Origin of the sequence: Nocardioides sp., assembly GCF_964229035.1 — a bacterium.
In the GTDB taxonomy this organism is placed as follows: domain Bacteria; phylum Actinomycetota; class Actinomycetes; order Propionibacteriales; family Nocardioidaceae; genus Nocardioides.
In genome coordinates, this window is the sequence record NZ_CAXRAZ010000032.1 from 22,291 (window position 1) to 37,566 (window position 15,276).

General features: G+C 73.9%; 16 protein-coding genes. 5 read left to right on the forward strand and 11 right to left on the reverse strand.

Annotation, left to right across the window (positions count from 1 at the left end; all coding sequences use genetic code 11):
• The first annotated feature begins 10 nt into the window (after positions 1-10).
• The gene (locus ACERUN_RS10005) at positions 11-472 is read left to right on the forward strand and encodes a hypothetical protein (RefSeq protein ID WP_370289772.1); all 462 of its coding nucleotides are present in this window, start codon (positions 11-13) and stop codon (positions 470-472) included.
• 36 nt (positions 473-508) lie between these two features.
• Here the strand turns inward: ACERUN_RS10005 and ACERUN_RS10010 are convergent, their stop codons facing one another.
• The 3 genes from ACERUN_RS10010 to ACERUN_RS10020 all read right to left on the reverse strand — a co-directional run bounded on the left by ACERUN_RS10010 (position 509) and on the right by ACERUN_RS10020 (position 2,914).
• Complete coding sequence (locus ACERUN_RS10010; protein ID WP_370289773.1) at positions 509-988, reverse strand: hotdog fold domain-containing protein; 480 nt, start codon at positions 986-988, stop codon at positions 509-511.
• 165 nt (positions 989-1,153) lie between these two features.
• A complete protein-coding gene (locus ACERUN_RS10015) occupies positions 1,154-1,951 on the reverse strand; it encodes a methyltransferase domain-containing protein (protein WP_370289774.1) in 798 nt (265 codons plus the stop codon).
• A gap of 33 nt (positions 1,952-1,984) precedes the next feature.
• A complete protein-coding gene (locus ACERUN_RS10020) occupies positions 1,985-2,914 on the reverse strand; it encodes an alpha/beta fold hydrolase (RefSeq protein WP_370289775.1) in 930 nt (309 codons plus the stop codon).
• A gap of 67 nt (positions 2,915-2,981) precedes the next feature.
• Between ACERUN_RS10020 and ACERUN_RS10025 the strand changes: the two genes are divergently transcribed.
• Positions 2,982-3,470 carry a MarR family winged helix-turn-helix transcriptional regulator gene (locus tag ACERUN_RS10025; RefSeq protein WP_370289776.1) on the forward strand — a complete coding sequence of 163 codons (489 nt, stop codon included), beginning with the start codon at positions 2,982-2,984 and terminating at the stop codon, positions 3,468-3,470.
• Positions 3,471-3,512: 42 nt separating this feature from the next.
• On the opposite strand, the gene ACERUN_RS10030 is transcribed toward ACERUN_RS10025, so the two are convergent.
• From ACERUN_RS10030 to rsmI, 6 genes are all read right to left on the reverse strand, one after another.
• Positions 3,513-5,327, reverse strand: a complete 1,815-nt coding sequence (locus ACERUN_RS10030) for an ATP-binding cassette domain-containing protein (protein WP_370289777.1) — start codon at positions 5,325-5,327, stop codon at positions 3,513-3,515.
• Positions 5,320-6,240 (reverse strand): 4-(cytidine 5'-diphospho)-2-C-methyl-D-erythritol kinase, encoded by a 921-nt coding sequence (locus ACERUN_RS10035; protein WP_370289778.1) that lies wholly within the window; start codon positions 6,238-6,240, stop codon positions 5,320-5,322. The genes ACERUN_RS10030 and ACERUN_RS10035 overlap by 8 nt, the downstream gene beginning before the upstream one ends.
• Positions 6,237-7,154 carry a 16S rRNA (adenine(1518)-N(6)/adenine(1519)-N(6))-dimethyltransferase RsmA gene (rsmA, locus tag ACERUN_RS10040; RefSeq protein ID WP_370289779.1) on the reverse strand — a complete coding sequence of 306 codons (918 nt, stop codon included), beginning with the start codon at positions 7,152-7,154 and terminating at the stop codon, positions 6,237-6,239. Before rsmA ends, ACERUN_RS10035 begins: the two co-directional genes overlap by 4 nt.
• 65 nt (positions 7,155-7,219) lie before the next feature.
• The gene (locus ACERUN_RS10045; RefSeq protein ID WP_370289780.1) at positions 7,220-8,380 is read right to left on the reverse strand and encodes a transglycosylase family protein; all 1,161 of its coding nucleotides are present in this window, start codon (positions 8,378-8,380) and stop codon (positions 7,220-7,222) included.
• Between the two features lie 276 nt (positions 8,381-8,656).
• Positions 8,657-9,505, reverse strand: a complete 849-nt coding sequence (locus tag ACERUN_RS10050) for a TatD family hydrolase (protein WP_370289781.1) — start codon at positions 9,503-9,505, stop codon at positions 8,657-8,659.
• Complete coding sequence (gene rsmI / locus ACERUN_RS10055) at positions 9,498-10,370, reverse strand: 16S rRNA (cytidine(1402)-2'-O)-methyltransferase (RefSeq protein ID WP_370289782.1); 873 nt, start codon at positions 10,368-10,370, stop codon at positions 9,498-9,500. Before rsmI ends, ACERUN_RS10050 begins: the two co-directional genes overlap by 8 nt.
• Positions 10,371-10,436: 66 nt before the next feature.
• Here rsmI and ACERUN_RS10060 point away from each other — a divergent pair, with 66 nt between their 5' ends.
• Complete coding sequence (locus tag ACERUN_RS10060) at positions 10,437-12,221, forward strand: dolichyl-phosphate-mannose--protein mannosyltransferase (protein ID WP_370289783.1); 1,785 nt, start codon at positions 10,437-10,439, stop codon at positions 12,219-12,221.
• Positions 12,222-12,236: 15 nt separating this feature from the next.
• Here the strand turns inward: ACERUN_RS10060 and ACERUN_RS10065 are convergent, their stop codons facing one another.
• Both ACERUN_RS10065 and ACERUN_RS10070 read right to left on the reverse strand, forming a co-directional pair.
• Positions 12,237-12,512 carry a Rho termination factor N-terminal domain-containing protein gene (locus ACERUN_RS10065; RefSeq protein ID WP_370289784.1) on the reverse strand — a complete coding sequence of 92 codons (276 nt, stop codon included), beginning with the start codon at positions 12,510-12,512 and terminating at the stop codon, positions 12,237-12,239.
• Positions 12,513-12,692: 180 nt separating this feature from the next.
• Positions 12,693-13,373, reverse strand: a complete 681-nt coding sequence (locus ACERUN_RS10070; protein WP_370289785.1) for an ANTAR domain-containing protein — start codon at positions 13,371-13,373, stop codon at positions 12,693-12,695.
• A 540-nt stretch (positions 13,374-13,913) separates the two neighbouring features.
• Here ACERUN_RS10070 and ACERUN_RS10075 point away from each other — a divergent pair.
• Positions 13,914-14,273: a hypothetical protein gene (locus ACERUN_RS10075; protein ID WP_370289786.1), complete on the forward strand. Its 360-nt coding sequence runs from the start codon at positions 13,914-13,916 to the stop codon at positions 14,271-14,273.
• 131 nt (positions 14,274-14,404) lie between these two features.
• The gene (locus tag ACERUN_RS10080; RefSeq protein WP_370289787.1) at positions 14,405-15,142 is read left to right on the forward strand and encodes a response regulator; all 738 of its coding nucleotides are present in this window, start codon (positions 14,405-14,407) and stop codon (positions 15,140-15,142) included.
• The last annotated feature ends 134 nt before the right edge of the window (positions 15,143-15,276 follow it).

The window sequence follows — 15,276 nt, forward strand, 5'->3', positions numbered from 1 at the left end:
CAGTCACCGCATGGTGACGTCCGATCCCCTCCCCGAGGAGCCGGCGTCCGAGTCGCCCGCCCCGGCGGAGGCTCCGGATGCGACGCCGGCCGAGACCAGCGCGATCGCCCGCAACAACGAGGTGATCGGGGCGGTGGCGAGCATCGTCGTCCTACTGATCTCGATCGGTGCGGGCGCCGGGCTGATGTTCGGCACCGGCACGCGCGGCACGCCCGCGATCCTCACCGTGCTCTCGACCGCGGCCGGAACGTTCTGCCTGCTGATGCTCGTCGTCTCCGGCGTGCTGCGCGCGCTCACCCCGGAGGAGCAGTGGGTGCGGGAGGAGGAGGCGTGGCGGCGCGGCGAGGGGTTGCCGCCGCTGGCCGACGAACCCGAGGACGCCGAACTCCGCGCGCGCCGGAGGGTGTTCATCGGCGGCACGCTCGCGCTGCTCTTCGGGCTCGCGATCAGCGTGCTGCCGGCGATGGCCTGACGCCGGGCGCGCGTCGTCCTCGCTGGGGTGGGCGCGCTACTTCTTCTTGCTGGTGACCCAGAGGTTGATGGTGCCCTCGATGACGACGGTGCCGTCGTCGCGCACACCCTTGACGCGCACGGGGAGGTCGCCCTCGGCGGTGTCCCACTGCTCCTGGTCGGTCTCCGCGGTGCAGACGATGTCGCTGGTGGCCTTGGCGGTGTAGCTGACCGTCATGCCCTTGGGGATCCAGCGCTTGGTCGAGGGGATCGTGGCCTCGGCGAGCCCACCCATCGCCATCTCCAGGCCGTTGCACAGCGCGATCGCGTGCACCGTGCCGATGTGGTTCTGCACGCCGCGGCGCTTGGGGATGTGCACCTCGCAGTAGTTGGGGCGCAGGTCGGCCACGCGCGGGTGGATCGTGGCGAAGTAGGGCGCCTTCTGGGCGAAGGCGAGGGAGAAGACGCGCTTGCCGATGCTCGACCCGACGACGGGCAGGCCGGTGGTGGTCTTCCAAAGGTTGTGGACCTGGCTCATGGGCCGGACATTACTGATGGGTAACTACGGGCGGCAAGGTGCGTCGGGACACATCGAGCCGGGCACTTGGCACGCGTTCCCTGCACTTGGCGCGCGTTGCAACGCGTGCCAAGTGCAGGGATCGCCGGTCGACCGGCGATTCCTGCACCTCCCGCCGCACCCCGCTCACCCCCGCCGCGCCACCGCGAACACCCGGCGGAACGGCAGCACGGTGCCGTGGGGGCCGGCGGGATAGGCCTCGCGGAGGGCGGCCTTGAACTCCTCCACGAAGCGGGGGCGCAGGTCGTCCGGGAGCGCCTGGAGCACGGGGCGGGCGCCGGTGCCGGAGACCCAGGTGAAGACGGGGTCGTCGCCGGTGAGCACGTGCAGGTAGGTGGTCTCCCACGCGTCGACCGTGCAACCGGCGTCCTGGAGTGCGGTGAGGTACTCACCCGGGTCGTGGGACGACGGGTTGGCCGCGCCGCTCGCGTGGGCGGCGTAGGGCGGGCGCGAGGCGATCTCGTCGCGCAGCGTGTGGCTGGGCTCGCCCATGTTGCCGGGCACCTGGAAGGCGAGCGCACCACCGGGCGCGAGGGCGGCGACGAGCGCGGGCACCAGCGCGAGGTGGCCGGGCACCCACTGCAGCGTGGCGTTCGAGAAGAGGACGTCGACCGAGCCCGGCGCGGCGGAGTGGAGCCAGTCGCGCAGGTCGGCGAGCTCGAAGCGCACACGCCCCGCCGCCGCCGAGGCACGGGCGGCCTCGATCATCGACGGATCGGCGTCCACGCCGGTGATGCTCGCCTCGGGCCACCGTTCGGCGAGCAGTGCGGTGAGGTTGCCCGGGCCGCAACCGAGGTCGACGACGGTGCGCGGGGCCTCGACCTCGACGCGGGCGAGCAGGTCGACGAACGGCCGGCCGCGCTCGCCGGCGTAGGTGAGGTAGCGCTGCGGGTCCCAGGTGGGGTTGGTGGGTGCGGCGGTCATCGTGTGCCTCCCGAGGGCTGGTAGATGGGTGGGTCAGGACTGCCGGGACTGCTCGGCGAGCCAGTCGAGGATCAGGGCGTCGACGACCTCGGGCCGCTCGAGCTGCAGGAAGTGGCCGGCGCGCTCCACCACCGCCACGCGGCTGCCGTCGGGCAGACGGTCGCCGATGCGCCCGGCCCAGCCGGCGTCGAGGCAGCCGTCGTCGGCACCGTGCAGGTAGAGCAGCGGACGACGGGGTGCGCCGAACTGGTGCTCGGCGTGCGCGCGGTAGCGCGTCGGCAGCCGCCCGGGGCGCACCTGGGCGCGGTAGTAGCCGAGGGCGGCGGAGCGGTGGGCGTCGTCCGGGAGGGCTGCGGCGAGGTGGGCGAGGTCGACGGTGGCGTCGTAGCCGGGCGACCAGCGCCGCCACAGGTGTGCGACGAGCTGGTCGAAGCGGCGCTCGGGCACGCCGGGCAGCTGGTTGAAGACCGTGTACCAGCTCAGGCCGGCCTGGCGCGGCATGAGGCGCAGCCAGCGGCCGAGGTCGTCGCGGCGGGGGAACATCATCGGGAAGGGCGGCACCGCCATCGAGACGACCACGCCGAAGGGGTTGTCGGGCAGGGCGGCGACGGCGTTGGCGGTGATCGCGCCCCAGTCGTGGCCGACGAGGAGTGCGCGCTCGTCGCCTGCGTGCGCGCGGTGGACGCCGAGGGCGTCGTCCACGAGGGCGGCGACGTGGAAGCTGCCGTCGCGCGGGATCGCGCTCGGGGCGTAGCCGCGGGTGAAGGGCGCGAGCACGCGGTAGCCGGCGCCGACGAGGGCGGGCGCCAGATGGCGCCAGGTGTGGGCAGTGTCGGGGAAGCCGTGCAGCAGCACCGCGAGGGGGCGCGCGGCGTCGTCCACCCGGCCCCAGCCGAGGGCGGTGAGGGTGACGGCGTCCAGCTGGATCTCGTGTCGGCTCGGGGCGGGTTCGACGGTGACCACGGGGCCGAACCTAGGCCACACATTATCTTGACGTCAAGATTCTCGATCGTTCCGGTACGGTGGGGTCATGCGGGACGAGGTCGACGAGCTGATCGAGGCGTGGGAGCGCGAGCGGCGCGACCTCGACCTCGCGCCCGTCGCCGTCTTCAGCCGCATCGCCCGACTCGCCCACCACGTCGACCGCGCGCGCAAGCAGGCGTTCACCGACCACGACGTCGAGCCGTGGGAGTTCGACGTCCTCGCCGCCCTGCGACGCGCGGGCGCCCCCTACGAGCTCTCCCCCGGCCGCCTGCTGCGCGAGACCCTCGTGACCAGCGGCACCATGACCAACCGCGTCGACCGCCTCACCACCCGCGGCCTCGTCGAGCGCCACCCCGACCCCAACGACCGCCGCGGCGTGCTCGTGCGCCTCACCCCCGAGGGCAAGCAGGCCGTGGACGGCGCGTTCGCCGCGCTGCTGGACGCCGAACGCGACCTCCTCAGCGGTGTGCCCGAGGCCGACCAGCGCGCGCTCGCCGACCTGCTCCGCACGCTGCTGGTGCCCTTCGCCGACTGATCTGCGCCCTCTCGGCGACCGAACTACGCCCTCTCGGCGGGGTCAGGAGAGGAGCTCGGCGGCCTCGAGCCATTCCAGCTCGGCGGCCTCCTTCTCCTCGAGGACGGCGGTGAGCTCGGCGCCGAGGGCGGTGAGCCTGGCGGGATCGGTGGCGTAAAGGGCGAGCTGGCCGGTGAGCTCGGCCTCGCGCTCGGCGAGACGCTCGAGCACCTTGTCGAGGCGGGCGACGGTCTTCTTCGCCGCCCGCTCCTCGGCGGAGCCGGGCTTGGCCTTGGGGCCGGCGTCGGCGGGAGGGACGCTGCTCGGCGGGACGGCTCGGTCATCCCGTGCGGGCGGCGCCGGCTCGCTCCTCGCCGACACCTGACGACGCTCGAGGTACTCGTCGACGCCGCGCGGGAGCATCACGACCTGGCCGTCGCCGAGCAGGGCCCACACCGAGTCGGTGACCCGCTCGAGGAAGTAGCGGTCATGGGAGACGACGACGAGGGTGCCGGGCCAGCCGTCGAGGAAGTCCTCGAGCACGGTGAGGGTCTCGATGTCGAGGTCGTTGGTGGGCTCGTCGAGCAGCAGCACGTTGGGCTCGCTGAGCAGCAGCCGCAGCAGCTGGAAGCGGCGGCGCTCGCCGCCCGACAGGTCGCCGAGGCGGGCGGTGAGGCGGTCGCCGGTGAAGCCGAAGCGCTCCAGCAGCGAGGACGCCGTGATCTCGCCGTCCGCGGTCCTCGTGACGCGGCGGATGCCCTCGACGGTGTCGAGCACGCGCGCCTCGGGGTCCTCGAACGAGACGTCCTGGGTGAGGTGCTCCAGCGCCACGGTGCGACCGCGCCTGACCTTGCCGGCGGCGGGGGCGGCCTCGCCGGAGAGCAGCGCGAGCACGGAGGTCTTGCCGGCACCGTTGACGCCGACCAGGCCGACGCGATCGCCGGGGCCGAGGCGCCAGGTGGCGCGGTGCAGCAGGCGACGCTCGCCGCGCACGAGGTCGACGTCCTCGACGTCGATGACGTCCTTGCCGAGGCGCTGGGTGGCGAAGCGCTGCAGCTCGAGGCGGTCGCGCGGGGGCGGGACGTCCTCGATGAGGGCGTTGGCGGCGTCGATGCGGACCTTCGGCTTCGAGGTGCGCGCCGGGGCGCCGCGGCGCAGCCAGGCGAGCTCCTTGCGCATCAGGTTCTGCCGGCGCGCCTCGCTCGCCGCGGCCTGGCGCGTGCGCTCGGCCTTGGCGAGCACGAAGGCGGCGTACCCGCCCTCGTAGGTGTCGACGACGCCGTCGTGCACCTCCCAGGTCTGCTCGCATACGGCGTCGAGGAACCACCGGTCGTGGGTGACCACGACGAGCGCGGACGACCGCGCGGCGAGGTGGCGGGCCAGCCAGGCCACCGCCTCGACGTCGAGGTGGTTGGTCGGCTCGTCGAGCACGAGGAGGTCGTGGTCGCCGATGAGCAGGCCCGCGAGGGCGCAGCGTCGACGCTCGCCGCCGGACAGGCCCGCCACCACACGGTCGAGCTCGACCCCGGCCAGCAGCACCTCGACGACCTCGCGAGTGCGGGCCTGGGCGGCCCACTCGTGGTCGGCCAGGCCGCCGAGCACGACCTCGCGCACCGTGTGGGCGTCGTCGAAGTCGTCGCGCTGGGCGAGGACGCCGATCAGCAGCCCCCGCTGGCGCGAGACGCGCCCGGTGTCGGGCTCCTCGCTGCCGGTGAGGATGCGCAGCAGCGTGGTCTTGCCGTCGCCGTTGCGACCGACGATGCCGATGCGTTCCCCCGCACCGACGCCGAGGGAGACGTCGGTGAGCAGCGGGCGCACCCCGAAGGACTTCGAGACCCGCTCGAGGTTGAGCAGGCTCGTGCGGATCGGCTCAGGCATAGGTCACCACGTGGGCGCCGGCGACCGGTCCGGGAGCGAGCACGCACCGGTGCCCGGCCTCGGCGAGCCGCGCGGCGGCGGCGCGGGCGTCGTCCACGGTGTCGTGGAGCATGAGCAGCGTGGGACCGGAGCCCGAGAGCAGCACACCGCCGGGGAGGAGCAGGCGCAGCTCGTCCTCGACGTCGACGAGGTCGGGGCGCAGGTCGCGCGCCGCCGGCCACAGGTCGTTGACCAGGAGGTCGCCCACCTCCTCCACGTCGCCGCGGGCGAGCGCGTCGAGCAGCGCGGTCGGCACCGGCGGATCGGCGGGCGCGCCGGGGCTGAGCTCGTCGAAGTGGCGGTAGACCGCGGGGGTGGACAGGCCGTCGTCGGAGAGGACGACGACCCACCACACCGAGGTGCTGTCGGGCACGGGCGCCACGAGCTGCCCGTGACCGGTGCCCAGCGCGGTGCCGCCGACGAGCGCGAACGGGACGTCGCTGCCGAGCGTGCCGGCGATGCGCAGGAGGTCGTCGTCGCTGGTCTGGAGGTCCCACAGCCGATCGAGCGCGAGGAGCGTGGCGGCGGCATCGGCCGAGCCGCCGGCCATGCCGCCCATGACGGGGATGCCCTTGGCGATCGTGATGCGGGCGGCCAGGTCGATGCCGTGGTGCTCGACGAGGGCGCGGCCCGCGCGCAGCGCGATGTTGCTGGCGTCGAGCGGCACGCCGTCGACGGGCTCGGTGAGACCCACCGCCCAGTCGTCGGCCTCGGTGACGGTGACGTCGTCGTAGAGCCCGACCGCCTGGTAGACCGTGGCGAGCGGGTGCAGGCCGTCGGGGCGCGGCGAGCCGACGCCCAGGTGGAGGTTGATCTTGGCGGGCGCCCGCACCGTGACGCGGTGCGCGGGCACGTGGTGGATGGGCGCGCTCACGTGGCCGACTCCTCGAGCGGCGACGCGGCGTCGTCGGCGACGGGCACCGGCCCGAGGTCGGCGAGCGCCACGGCGATCGCGACGAAATCGTCGATGCCGAGCGCCTCGCCGCGGGTGAGCGGATCGACGCCGGCGGCGCGCAGCGCGGCCTCGGCCCGGTCGGCGGAGCCGGCGAGCGTGCGCAGCGCCCCGCGCAGCGCCTTGCGCCGCTGGGCGAAGGCACCGTCGATCACCGCGAAGACGGCCGTGCGCGAGACGCGGTCGGTGGGCGGGGCGTGGTGGGTCCACGCCACGAGGCCGGAGTCGACGTTGGGCGCGGGCCAGAAGACGTTGCGACCGATCGCGCCGGCGCGGCGGACGTCGGCGAACCACGCCGCCTTGGCCGACGGCACTCCGTAGGTGCGCGATCCGGGCGGTGCGGCCAGACGGTCGGCCACCTCCGACTGCACCATCACCAGGCCGTGGCGCAGCGAGGGCAGCAGCGCCATGAGGTGCAGGAGCACCGGGACGGACACGTTGTAGGGGAGGTTGGCCACCAGCGCCTCCGGCGGAGGGCCCGGGATCTCGGTGACGGCGAGCGCGTCGGCCAGCACCACGCGGAACCGCTCCACCTGGTCGGGTGCGTACTCCGCGATCGTGGCCGGCAGCTCGCCGGCCAGCAGCGGGTCGACCTCCACGGCCGTGACCTCGGCGCCCGTCTCCAACAGCGCCAGGGTCAGCGATCCGAGGCCGGGGCCGACCTCGAGCACCACCTCGCCGGCCTCGACGCCGGACTCGCGCACGATGCGGCGCACCGTGTTGGGGTCGATGACGAAGTTCTGCCCGCGCTGCTTGGTGGGTCGCAGATCGAGGCGGGCCGCCAGCGCCCGCACCTCGGCCGGGCCGAGCAGTCGCGGCGCAGCGGTGTCGGGCATGAGGTCAGCCTAGTCACGGTGCCGGTGAGGGCCCGCGGCGCACGGGGACGACGGAGAGGCCGGTCTCAGCGCGGCAGGCCGAGCTTGGCGGCGCAGCCGGGCCAGGCGCCGTAGCCGCCGGCCGCGTCGCGCACCTTGGTGGCGATCGCGATCTGCTGGGCGCGCGAGGCCTGGTGCGGATAGCCGCTGCCGCCGTTGGCGCGCCAGGTGCCGAGGTTGAACTGCAGGCCGCCGTAGTAGCCGTTGCCGGTGTTGATGGCCCAGTTGCCGCCGGCCTCGCACTGCGCGAGGCGGTCCCACACGCTGGAGCCGCCCTCGAAGTTCGGAGCCGTCTCGCGGGTGCCGACGCGCACGACCTCGGCCACCGGACGACGGGTGACGCGCTGGGCGATCACGGTGCGACCGATGCGCTCGCCGTTGCGCAGCACGATGCGGTAGCGCACGTCGCGGCGGCCGTCGACGCCCTCGGTGACCACCTCGCGCTGACCGGCGTCCATGGCGTCGTCGCGGACCTCGCGCACGGGGGCGTCGATCACCTCGCCGCTCACCCGCCGCTCGCGCACGTCGATGTCGGTGAGCACGAGCCGGTCGCCGTCCGCCACCGGGGTGTCGAGCCCGGGACGCACCTTGTCGAGGTCGTCGACGACGACGCCGATGCCGGCGAGCGCCTCGCGCACGGTCAGCGCGGGCACCTCGCGGACGACGGGCTTCGCGCCCGCGATGGCGAAGCTGATCCGCTTCGGGGTGACGACCTCGATGGACGTGCCGCGCCGGTCGATGCGGGCCCCGCGGCTGGTCGAGAGCCGGGCGTCGGCGTAGACGGCGCCGATCTGGGCGAGCGCACCCTGGACGCTGGTGGCGGTGACCCAGTGGGTGCTGGGGCGACCGTCGACGGTGAGCGCGACCGGGCGCGCGAAGCGCACGGCGATCTTGTCGCCCGACGTGAGCTCGTGGTCGGGCTGCGGCGAGACGACGTCGCGATCGCCGACCTCGATGCCCTCCTCGGCCAGCACGTCGGCGACCGTGGCGCCGTGGGTGCTGACGACGCGCTCCTTGCCGTCGACCGACAGGCGCACCTCCGTGGCGAGGGCCGAGTAGCCCCACGTCGACACAGCCACCGCGAGCAGCACGCCGACGGTGGTGACCACCAGGGCGGCGCGGCTGCGGGTCAGCCGGGAGAGGTGTGCGCGCAGGCGCCGGTCGGTGGTGGGGTGCGCAGAGGCCACGGTGCTCCGATGGTCGTGCTGCCCGGGCCTCGGAGTCCGGCCCGCGCCCCACCGTGGCGCACCCTCGCGAGGGCGCGCACCGCGGCGGGTTCCGGCGCAGGCCGGGGGCGGACGTCGCATCCGATCCCGGCGGTCAGGCCTCCACGAGAACAACCGAGGGGGCGTCTTGGCAAACCGCGGGGACCTTCATCCCGGGTCGTCCCGGCCGATCGGCGGCTCGCTCCCGCCTGCGCGGCGGATCCGACGTGAGCCGACTCACCTCACCCCGGTGAGGCCTCACCACGCGCCGCCGAAGGCCTCCTCCGTGGTCGCCTCGAGGGCCGCGCAGAGCTCCGCGAGGTCCTCGCCGCGCTCGGCGGCCATGGTGCGCACGGTGAGCGGCACGAGGTAGGAGGCGTTGGTGCGGCCGCGGTGCGGGGTGGGCGTCAGGTAGGGCGCGTCGGTCTCGACGAGGATGCGATCGCGCGGCGCCAGCCGCAGCGCGTCGCGCACCGGCTGCGCGTTCTTGAAGGTGACCGTGCCGGCGAAGGAGAGGTAGGCCCCGCGGTCGAGGCAGGCGCGGGCGAAGTCGGCGTCGCCGCTGAAGCAGTGCATGACCCAGCGCTCGGGGGCGCCCTCGGAGTCCAGCACCTCGAGCACCTCGTCGTGGGTGTCGCGGTCGTGGATGACGAGGGTCTTGTCGAGCCGCTTGGCCAGGTCGACGTGGCGGCGGAAGGACTCCACCTGCACCGCCCGCCCCTCCTCACCGGTGCGGAAGGCGTCGAGGCCGGTCTCGCCCACCGCCCGCACCTTGGGGTGCGCGCCGGCGAGGCGCTCGATCTCCGCCCAGGCCGCCTCGAGGGCCGCGCGACCGCCCTCCTCGACGATGCGCGGCGCCTCGTTGGGGTGCAGCGCCACGCCGGCGATCAGCTCGGGGCGCTCGGCGGCGGCGTCCACGGCCCAGCGGGCACCGCGCAGGTCGCACCCGATCTGGACGATGCGGGTGACGCCCACGGCGGCTGCGGCGGCGATCGCCTCACCGGCGTCCCACGCGGCCTCGCCCCGTCCGATGTCGAGGTGGCAGTGGTTGTCGATCACCGGGTGCGGCAGCGGCTCGGGGGCCGGGGGCCGCTCGTGCTCACCCATCGACGTGCACCACCTGGTAGACCTCCCGCTTCGGCAGTCCGGCGCGTCGGGCGACCTCGACGATCGCCTCCTTGGTGCGCATCCCCTCGCCCACGAGCGCCTCGACGGCCGCGCGGAGGCTGGTGGGGTCGGTGTCGGCGGCCACCGGCTCGGCGCCGGCGACCACCAGGGTCACCTCGCCGCGCACGCCGTCGGCCGCCCACGCGGCGAGCTCGGCGAGCCCTCCGCGCCGCACCTCCTCGTAGGTCTTCGTGAGCTCGCGGCACACGACGCCCGCGCGGTCGGCACCGAACGCCTCGGCCAGGGCCTCGAGCGCGGCCGCCGTGCGGTGGGGCGCCTCGAAGAAGACCATCGTGCGCGGCTCGTCGGCGAGCTCGGCGAGGCGGCGCGCCCGCTCCCCGGCCTTGCGGGGCAGGAAGCCCTCGAAGCAGAAGCGGTCGACCGGCAGGCCCGAGAGGGCCAGGGCCGTGAGCACCGCGCTCGGTCCGGGCACGGCGGTGACCCGCACGCCCGCCGCCACCGCCGCGGCCACCAGGCGGTAGCCGGGGTCCGAGACGCTCGGCATCCCCGCGTCGGTCACGAGGACGACGCGCTCCCCCGCCTGCAGCGCCTCCACGAGCGCGGGGGTGCGGGCGGCCTCGTTGCCCTCGAAGTACGACACGACCCGACCCGAGAGCGTGATGTCGAGGTCGCCGACCAGCCGGCGCAGGCGCCGGGTGTCCTCGGCCGCCACCACGTCGGCGGCGGCGAGCTCGGCCGCGAGCCGGGGCGGGGCGTCGTCCACCTGGCCGATGGGGGTGCCGGCGAGCACGAGGACGCCGGACGCCTCGCCGCGCTCGGGGGTCGGGGGCAGGTCCGGGCTCACCGCGCCATCATCCCAGCGCGCCGGGCGGCGGGGGCGGCGACGTAGGCCGACGTAGGCTCTGCACTCGTGACGGCCACCCAGGAGCGCGATCTCGAGCGCGCCCGCACCGAGGGCCCCGGCGGCCTGGTCGGCCTGTCGAGCACCGCCGACGGTCGCCCCGTGCCGAGCGCCATCGCCCGCGCCCGCGGCGTCCTGCACGGCCTCGGACGACGCGAGCGCCTGGTGGGCTGGCTCGGACCGATCGCGGTGGCCCTGCTCGCCTTCGCCCTGCGCATCTGGCACCTGGGCACGCCTCGACGCTTCGCCTTCGACGAGACGTACTACGCCAAGGACGCCTGGTCCCTGCTCAACAACGGCTACATCCAGACCTACCTCAACGACGCCGACGGCAACCCGAAGACCGACATCAACGCCGACATCCTGGCGGGGCACACGCAGAACATCTGGACGGGCGACCCGTCCCTGGCGGTGCACCCCGACGTGGGCAAGTGGCTGATCGCGCTCGGCGAGAAGGCCTTCGGCATGGACCCGTTCGGCTGGCGGATCTCGGCTGCGGTGGCCGGGGCCCTCATGGTGCTGGTGCTGTGCCGGCTGGCGCGCCGCCTCACCGGTTCGACGATGTTGGGCTGCGTCGCCGGCGTGCTCCTGACCTTCGACGGCATGCACTTCGTGCTCTCGCGCCTGGCGCTGCTCGACATCTTCCTCGCGCTCTTCCTGCTCTGCGGGGTCTCGTGCGTCGTGGCCGACCGCGACTGGCTGCGCCGGCGGCTCGCGCAGCGGGCGGAGTTCTCACCGAGCGGTGACGGTCGGCTGCAGGGCTGGGGCCCCCGCATCCTGTTCCGCCCGTGGCTGCTCGCCGGCGGCGTGGCCTTCGGTCTGGCCCTGGGCACCAAGTGGACCGCGGCCTACCCCATGGCGGCGTTCGGCCTCCTGTGCTGGCTGTGGTCGGCCAACGCACGTCGCTCGCTGGGCGTGCGCTGGGCGGTGCTCAAGGGTGTCGTGGCCGACGGCCTGCCCGCCTTCGTGCACCTCGTCGTGGTGGCCGCGATGGTCTACATCGCCTCGTGGGGCGGCTGGCTGGCCCACGCCCACGAGTACGAGGAGAAGCTGAGCTCCACGCAGTACCGGCAGTTCACCGGCACCGGGAAGTGCCAGGGCGACGACTTCGTGGCGACGAATCCCGACACGACCAGGAAGTGGCCCACCGCCACCGAGCCCGACGCGCAGGGCCTGGGCGAGGCCTGGCAGTCGCTGCGATCGCTCTGGTACTACCACCAGGACGTCTACACCTTCCACACGCACTTCCTGAACTGCGACACCCACTTCTACGGCTCCAAGCCGGCGGGCTGGCTCCTCGTGAACCGTCCCGTGGGCATCGCGGTCACCAACGACATCCCCCCGAGCACCCCGGGCTGCAAGGCGGCCGCCGACAGCGACTGCATCCGCCAGGTGCTGCTGATCCCCACCCCGGTGCTGTGGTGGGGCGGCGTGGTGGCCCTGCTGTTCGCGGTGGTGATGTGGATCGGCAGGCGCGACTGGCGCTACGGCCTCGCGGTGGTGGGGGTGGCCTCCACCTGGTTGCCGTGGCTGCAGTACGACGACCGGCCGATCTTCCTCTTCTACGCCATCGCGATCCTGCCGTTCACGATCCTCGCGATCACCCTGGCTCTCGGGCACCTGCTGGGCCCGTCACGATCACCCTCGCCGCGCCGCACCCTCGGCGTGGTGCTGGGCGGGGCCTTCGTGATCCTGACGATCGTGAACTTCGCGTGGTTCTACCCGATCCTCACCAACCAGCTGATCACCCACCGCGAGTGGCTCGACCGGATCTGGTTCTCCCACTGGATCTAGCGGCTCGTGCCGGCTCTAGTGGTCGCGCAGCGCCTCGATGAGCTCGGCCTTGCGCATCGAGGAGCGTCCCTCGATCCCGATCTCGGCGGCGCGCCGGCGCAGGTGCTCGACCGTCCAGTCGTCGTAGGAACCGGCCTCACCGCCTCGACGCGACACGGCCGAGGACCCGTCGCGGGCCGAGGCGTTCGCGATGCGGGCCGCCTTCTCCTTGCTGGCCCCCTCCTCGCGCAGCGCCTCGTACTTCTCGGGATCCTTGACGCTGGGGCCGGGGCCCTTGCTGCCGCTGGGCATCGTCGCTCCTCCGCTCGACCGGGTGAGGGCCGCGGGTCGCGACCACGCCCGGCCGGTACCCCGCGTCGCGGTCGGCACCCGTCTCGCACCGAGGCGGATGGGTAGTGAGGGAGCGTCGCCCGATGGCGCCCTCCGGGGCACCGCCGGCTTCCCTGGCCGGCCCACGATCCGCCCCGGGAGTCAGTCGGAGCGACGTGCGGTGAGGTCGTCGAGCAGTGCGTCCAACAACCGGCGCAGACCCGGGTGGCTCACGTGTCCGTCACGGGCCACCTGGATCAGCCGCTCGGCGACCTCCCGCACCTTGACGTTGCGGTTGCGCGACCACCAGCGCAGCATCGCGAAGGCGGCGTCGGGCTCGAGCCCGTAGGCGAGCATCAAGATGCCCTTGGCCTGCTCGATGGTGTCGCGCGCCGCGGCCGACGCGGCCACGGCGGCATCGGCGGCCGCGGCGCTCTCGTGCTCGAGCTCCGGGGTGAGGTCGAGGTAGTAGCCCGCCAGACGGTCCGCCGGACCGCCCACGCGGGCCACGTCGTCGTACTCGCCCTCCCCCACGAGGACGACGCGGCGCACCCGCTCGCCCACGACGGCGCGGAAGTAGAGCGTGAACGGCGTGCCCTCGCTGCGCGCGTGCTCGAGGCCGTCGGCCACCAGCTCGCGGTCGTGCTCGTGGGCGGCGCTCAGCAGCAGCTCGGTGCTCGGGCGGACCGCCCCGGGGCGGTGGCCGAGCAGCGCGTGGACGTCGTCGTCCCACTCCCAGCGGTCGTCGGTGACGTGATGGACGAAACGGCCGGCCTCGCGAGCGGCCCGGCCCGGCAGCGGGGCGATCGGGACGTCGCCCGCGGTCGGCTCCTGCTCCTTCACGCTCGTCCCGCCTCCCGTGCTCGTCGAGCCCCCCGGAAGGCCCCGGACCGGACGTGCCGGCCGTGTGGTGTTCGTGGTCGTGTATGCCGGCGCCGCCCCCGGGGTATCGGGCGCTCCTCGACAAGGAGGTCACCGATGGATCCCGCGCGCACCTGCGACGCCCACTATTGCGAACCGTGCGACACGCCGACAACCGGGGGTGGTGCGCGACGGCGCGTCGCCGTGATGTCGGACTCAACCGGACCCCGCGAGGGCGAGCGGACCCGCGAGTCCGTGCGGGCCTCGGTGGCCGCGGTCCTGGCTCCGGTGCGGCTGACGGCGGCGCGGATCGTCGTCCGCGGGGTGCGGACCACCGCCCGACCCGCCGGTGACCGGGGCCCCGTCCCGATCGGGGATGGCCCGGCCTGACCATCGATTTTCAGGACCTTCCCGGCCGTAACAAGACCCCGATCGGTCACGTTGAGGTGGATGTCGGAGCAACCGACTGCCACACTTGAACGGCGCCTCGCGGAGGCGGCGAGAACGACGAGGAGATCCGAGATGGAGCAGATCGCGGTGGAGCTCAGCCCCTTCACCCGGCGCAGCCGATCGGTCGCCGTCAGCCACGTCGCCCAGGGTCTCGAGCGCGGCCTGGAGCCCGGCGAGCACGTCGTCGTCCACGACCCGGCCGGCGAGGAGTACATCAGCGCCGTCGTCGCCGACATCCACTTCGAGCTCGACGACACCGTCTACCGCCTCGAGCTCGGCGCCCGGATCACCCGCGAGGAGGCCATCGAGTGGACGGCGCCTCCCGTCGAGGGCGACCGCCTCACCACGCGCGACCTCATCGACCTGCTGGCCGAGCTGCGCCGCAGCGAGCGCGAGGTCGCCTCGGCCCTCGCCGAGCTCAAGGTCCACTGACCGATCGGCTCGCAGGTCCCAGCACAACGGTCCGCCCGGCGGTAGTCCGTCCGGGCCATCGACCCCGGGTCCAACGGCCAGACTCCGGGGATGCTCTGCCAAAACGGTCCCGGTGGGCCCAGAATCATCCCGTGGCCGAATCCCAGAACACCATCCGCGTCTACCTCGTCGACGACCACGAGGTCGTGCGCCGCGGCGTCGCCGCCCTGCTCGAGACCGACCCGACCCTCGAGGTCGTCGGACAGTCGGGCAGCGCCAGTGTCGCGCTGCGCGAGATCCTCGAGCTCCGCCCCGACGTGGCGATCCTCGACGCCCACCTCGCCGACGGCACGGGTGTCGACATCTGCCGCGAGATGCGTTCGGTCGACCCGAACATCAAGGGCCTGATCCTCACCAGCTACGACGACCCCGACGCGATCTCCTCGGCGATCCTCGCGGGTGCCTCGGGCTACGTGCTCAAGCGCATCGAGGGCAACTCGCTGCTCAGCGGCATCAAGCTCGTCGCCGGCGGCCACAGCCTCATCGACCCCACCGTCGCGAGCCGCGTGGTGGAGCAGATGGAGATGCAGCGCAAGTCGCTCGACGTCGTGTGCGAGCTGACCCCGCAGCAGCGCAAGATCTTCTTCCTCATCGCCGAGGGCATGACCAACCGTCAGATCGCCGAGAAGCTCTTCCTCGCCGAGAAGACCGTGAAGAACCACGTCACCGGCCTGCTCGCCCGCCTGGGCCTGCAGCACCGCACCCAGGCCGCCCTGCTCGCGGTGCGCCTGCGCGGCACGGAGGCCACCACCCCGGCGCCGACCGCGTCCGCATCGACCCCCGGCTCGGGCACGGGCACGCCGGGCATCGGCGAGCGCCGCGCCGGCTGAGGTCGGCCACGACCCTCGCCCCCCGGGGTGACCGGGAAGCACCACCACGAAACACCGGAGAGCCACACACACGAGAGGCCCCCCCCGCTGGCGCCGGCCACGCGGGGGGGGGGGGTCGGGGGCGGGGCGGGGCG

Coding starts and splice junctions, on each gene's coding strand:
- ACERUN_RS10005 (WP_370289772.1), top strand. CDS start 11: ATGGTGACGTCCGATCCCCTCCCCGAGGAGCCGGCGTCCGAGTCGCCC.
- ACERUN_RS10010 (WP_370289773.1), bottom strand. CDS start 988: ATGAGCCAGGTCCACAACCTTTGGAAGACCACCACCGGCCTGCCCGTC.
- ACERUN_RS10015 (WP_370289774.1), bottom strand. CDS start 1,951: ATGACCGCCGCACCCACCAACCCCACCTGGGACCCGCAGCGCTACCTC.
- ACERUN_RS10025 (WP_370289776.1), top strand. CDS start 2,982: ATGCGGGACGAGGTCGACGAGCTGATCGAGGCGTGGGAGCGCGAGCGG.
- ACERUN_RS10030 (WP_370289777.1), bottom strand. CDS start 5,327: ATGCCTGAGCCGATCCGCACGAGCCTGCTCAACCTCGAGCGGGTCTCG.
- rsmA (WP_370289779.1), bottom strand. CDS start 7,154: ATGCCCGACACCGCTGCGCCGCGACTGCTCGGCCCGGCCGAGGTGCGG.
- ACERUN_RS10050 (WP_370289781.1), bottom strand. CDS start 9,505: ATGGGTGAGCACGAGCGGCCCCCGGCCCCCGAGCCGCTGCCGCACCCG.
- ACERUN_RS10065 (WP_370289784.1), bottom strand. CDS start 12,512: ATGCCCAGCGGCAGCAAGGGCCCCGGCCCCAGCGTCAAGGATCCCGAG.
- ACERUN_RS10075 (WP_370289786.1), top strand. CDS start 13,914: ATGGAGCAGATCGCGGTGGAGCTCAGCCCCTTCACCCGGCGCAGCCGA.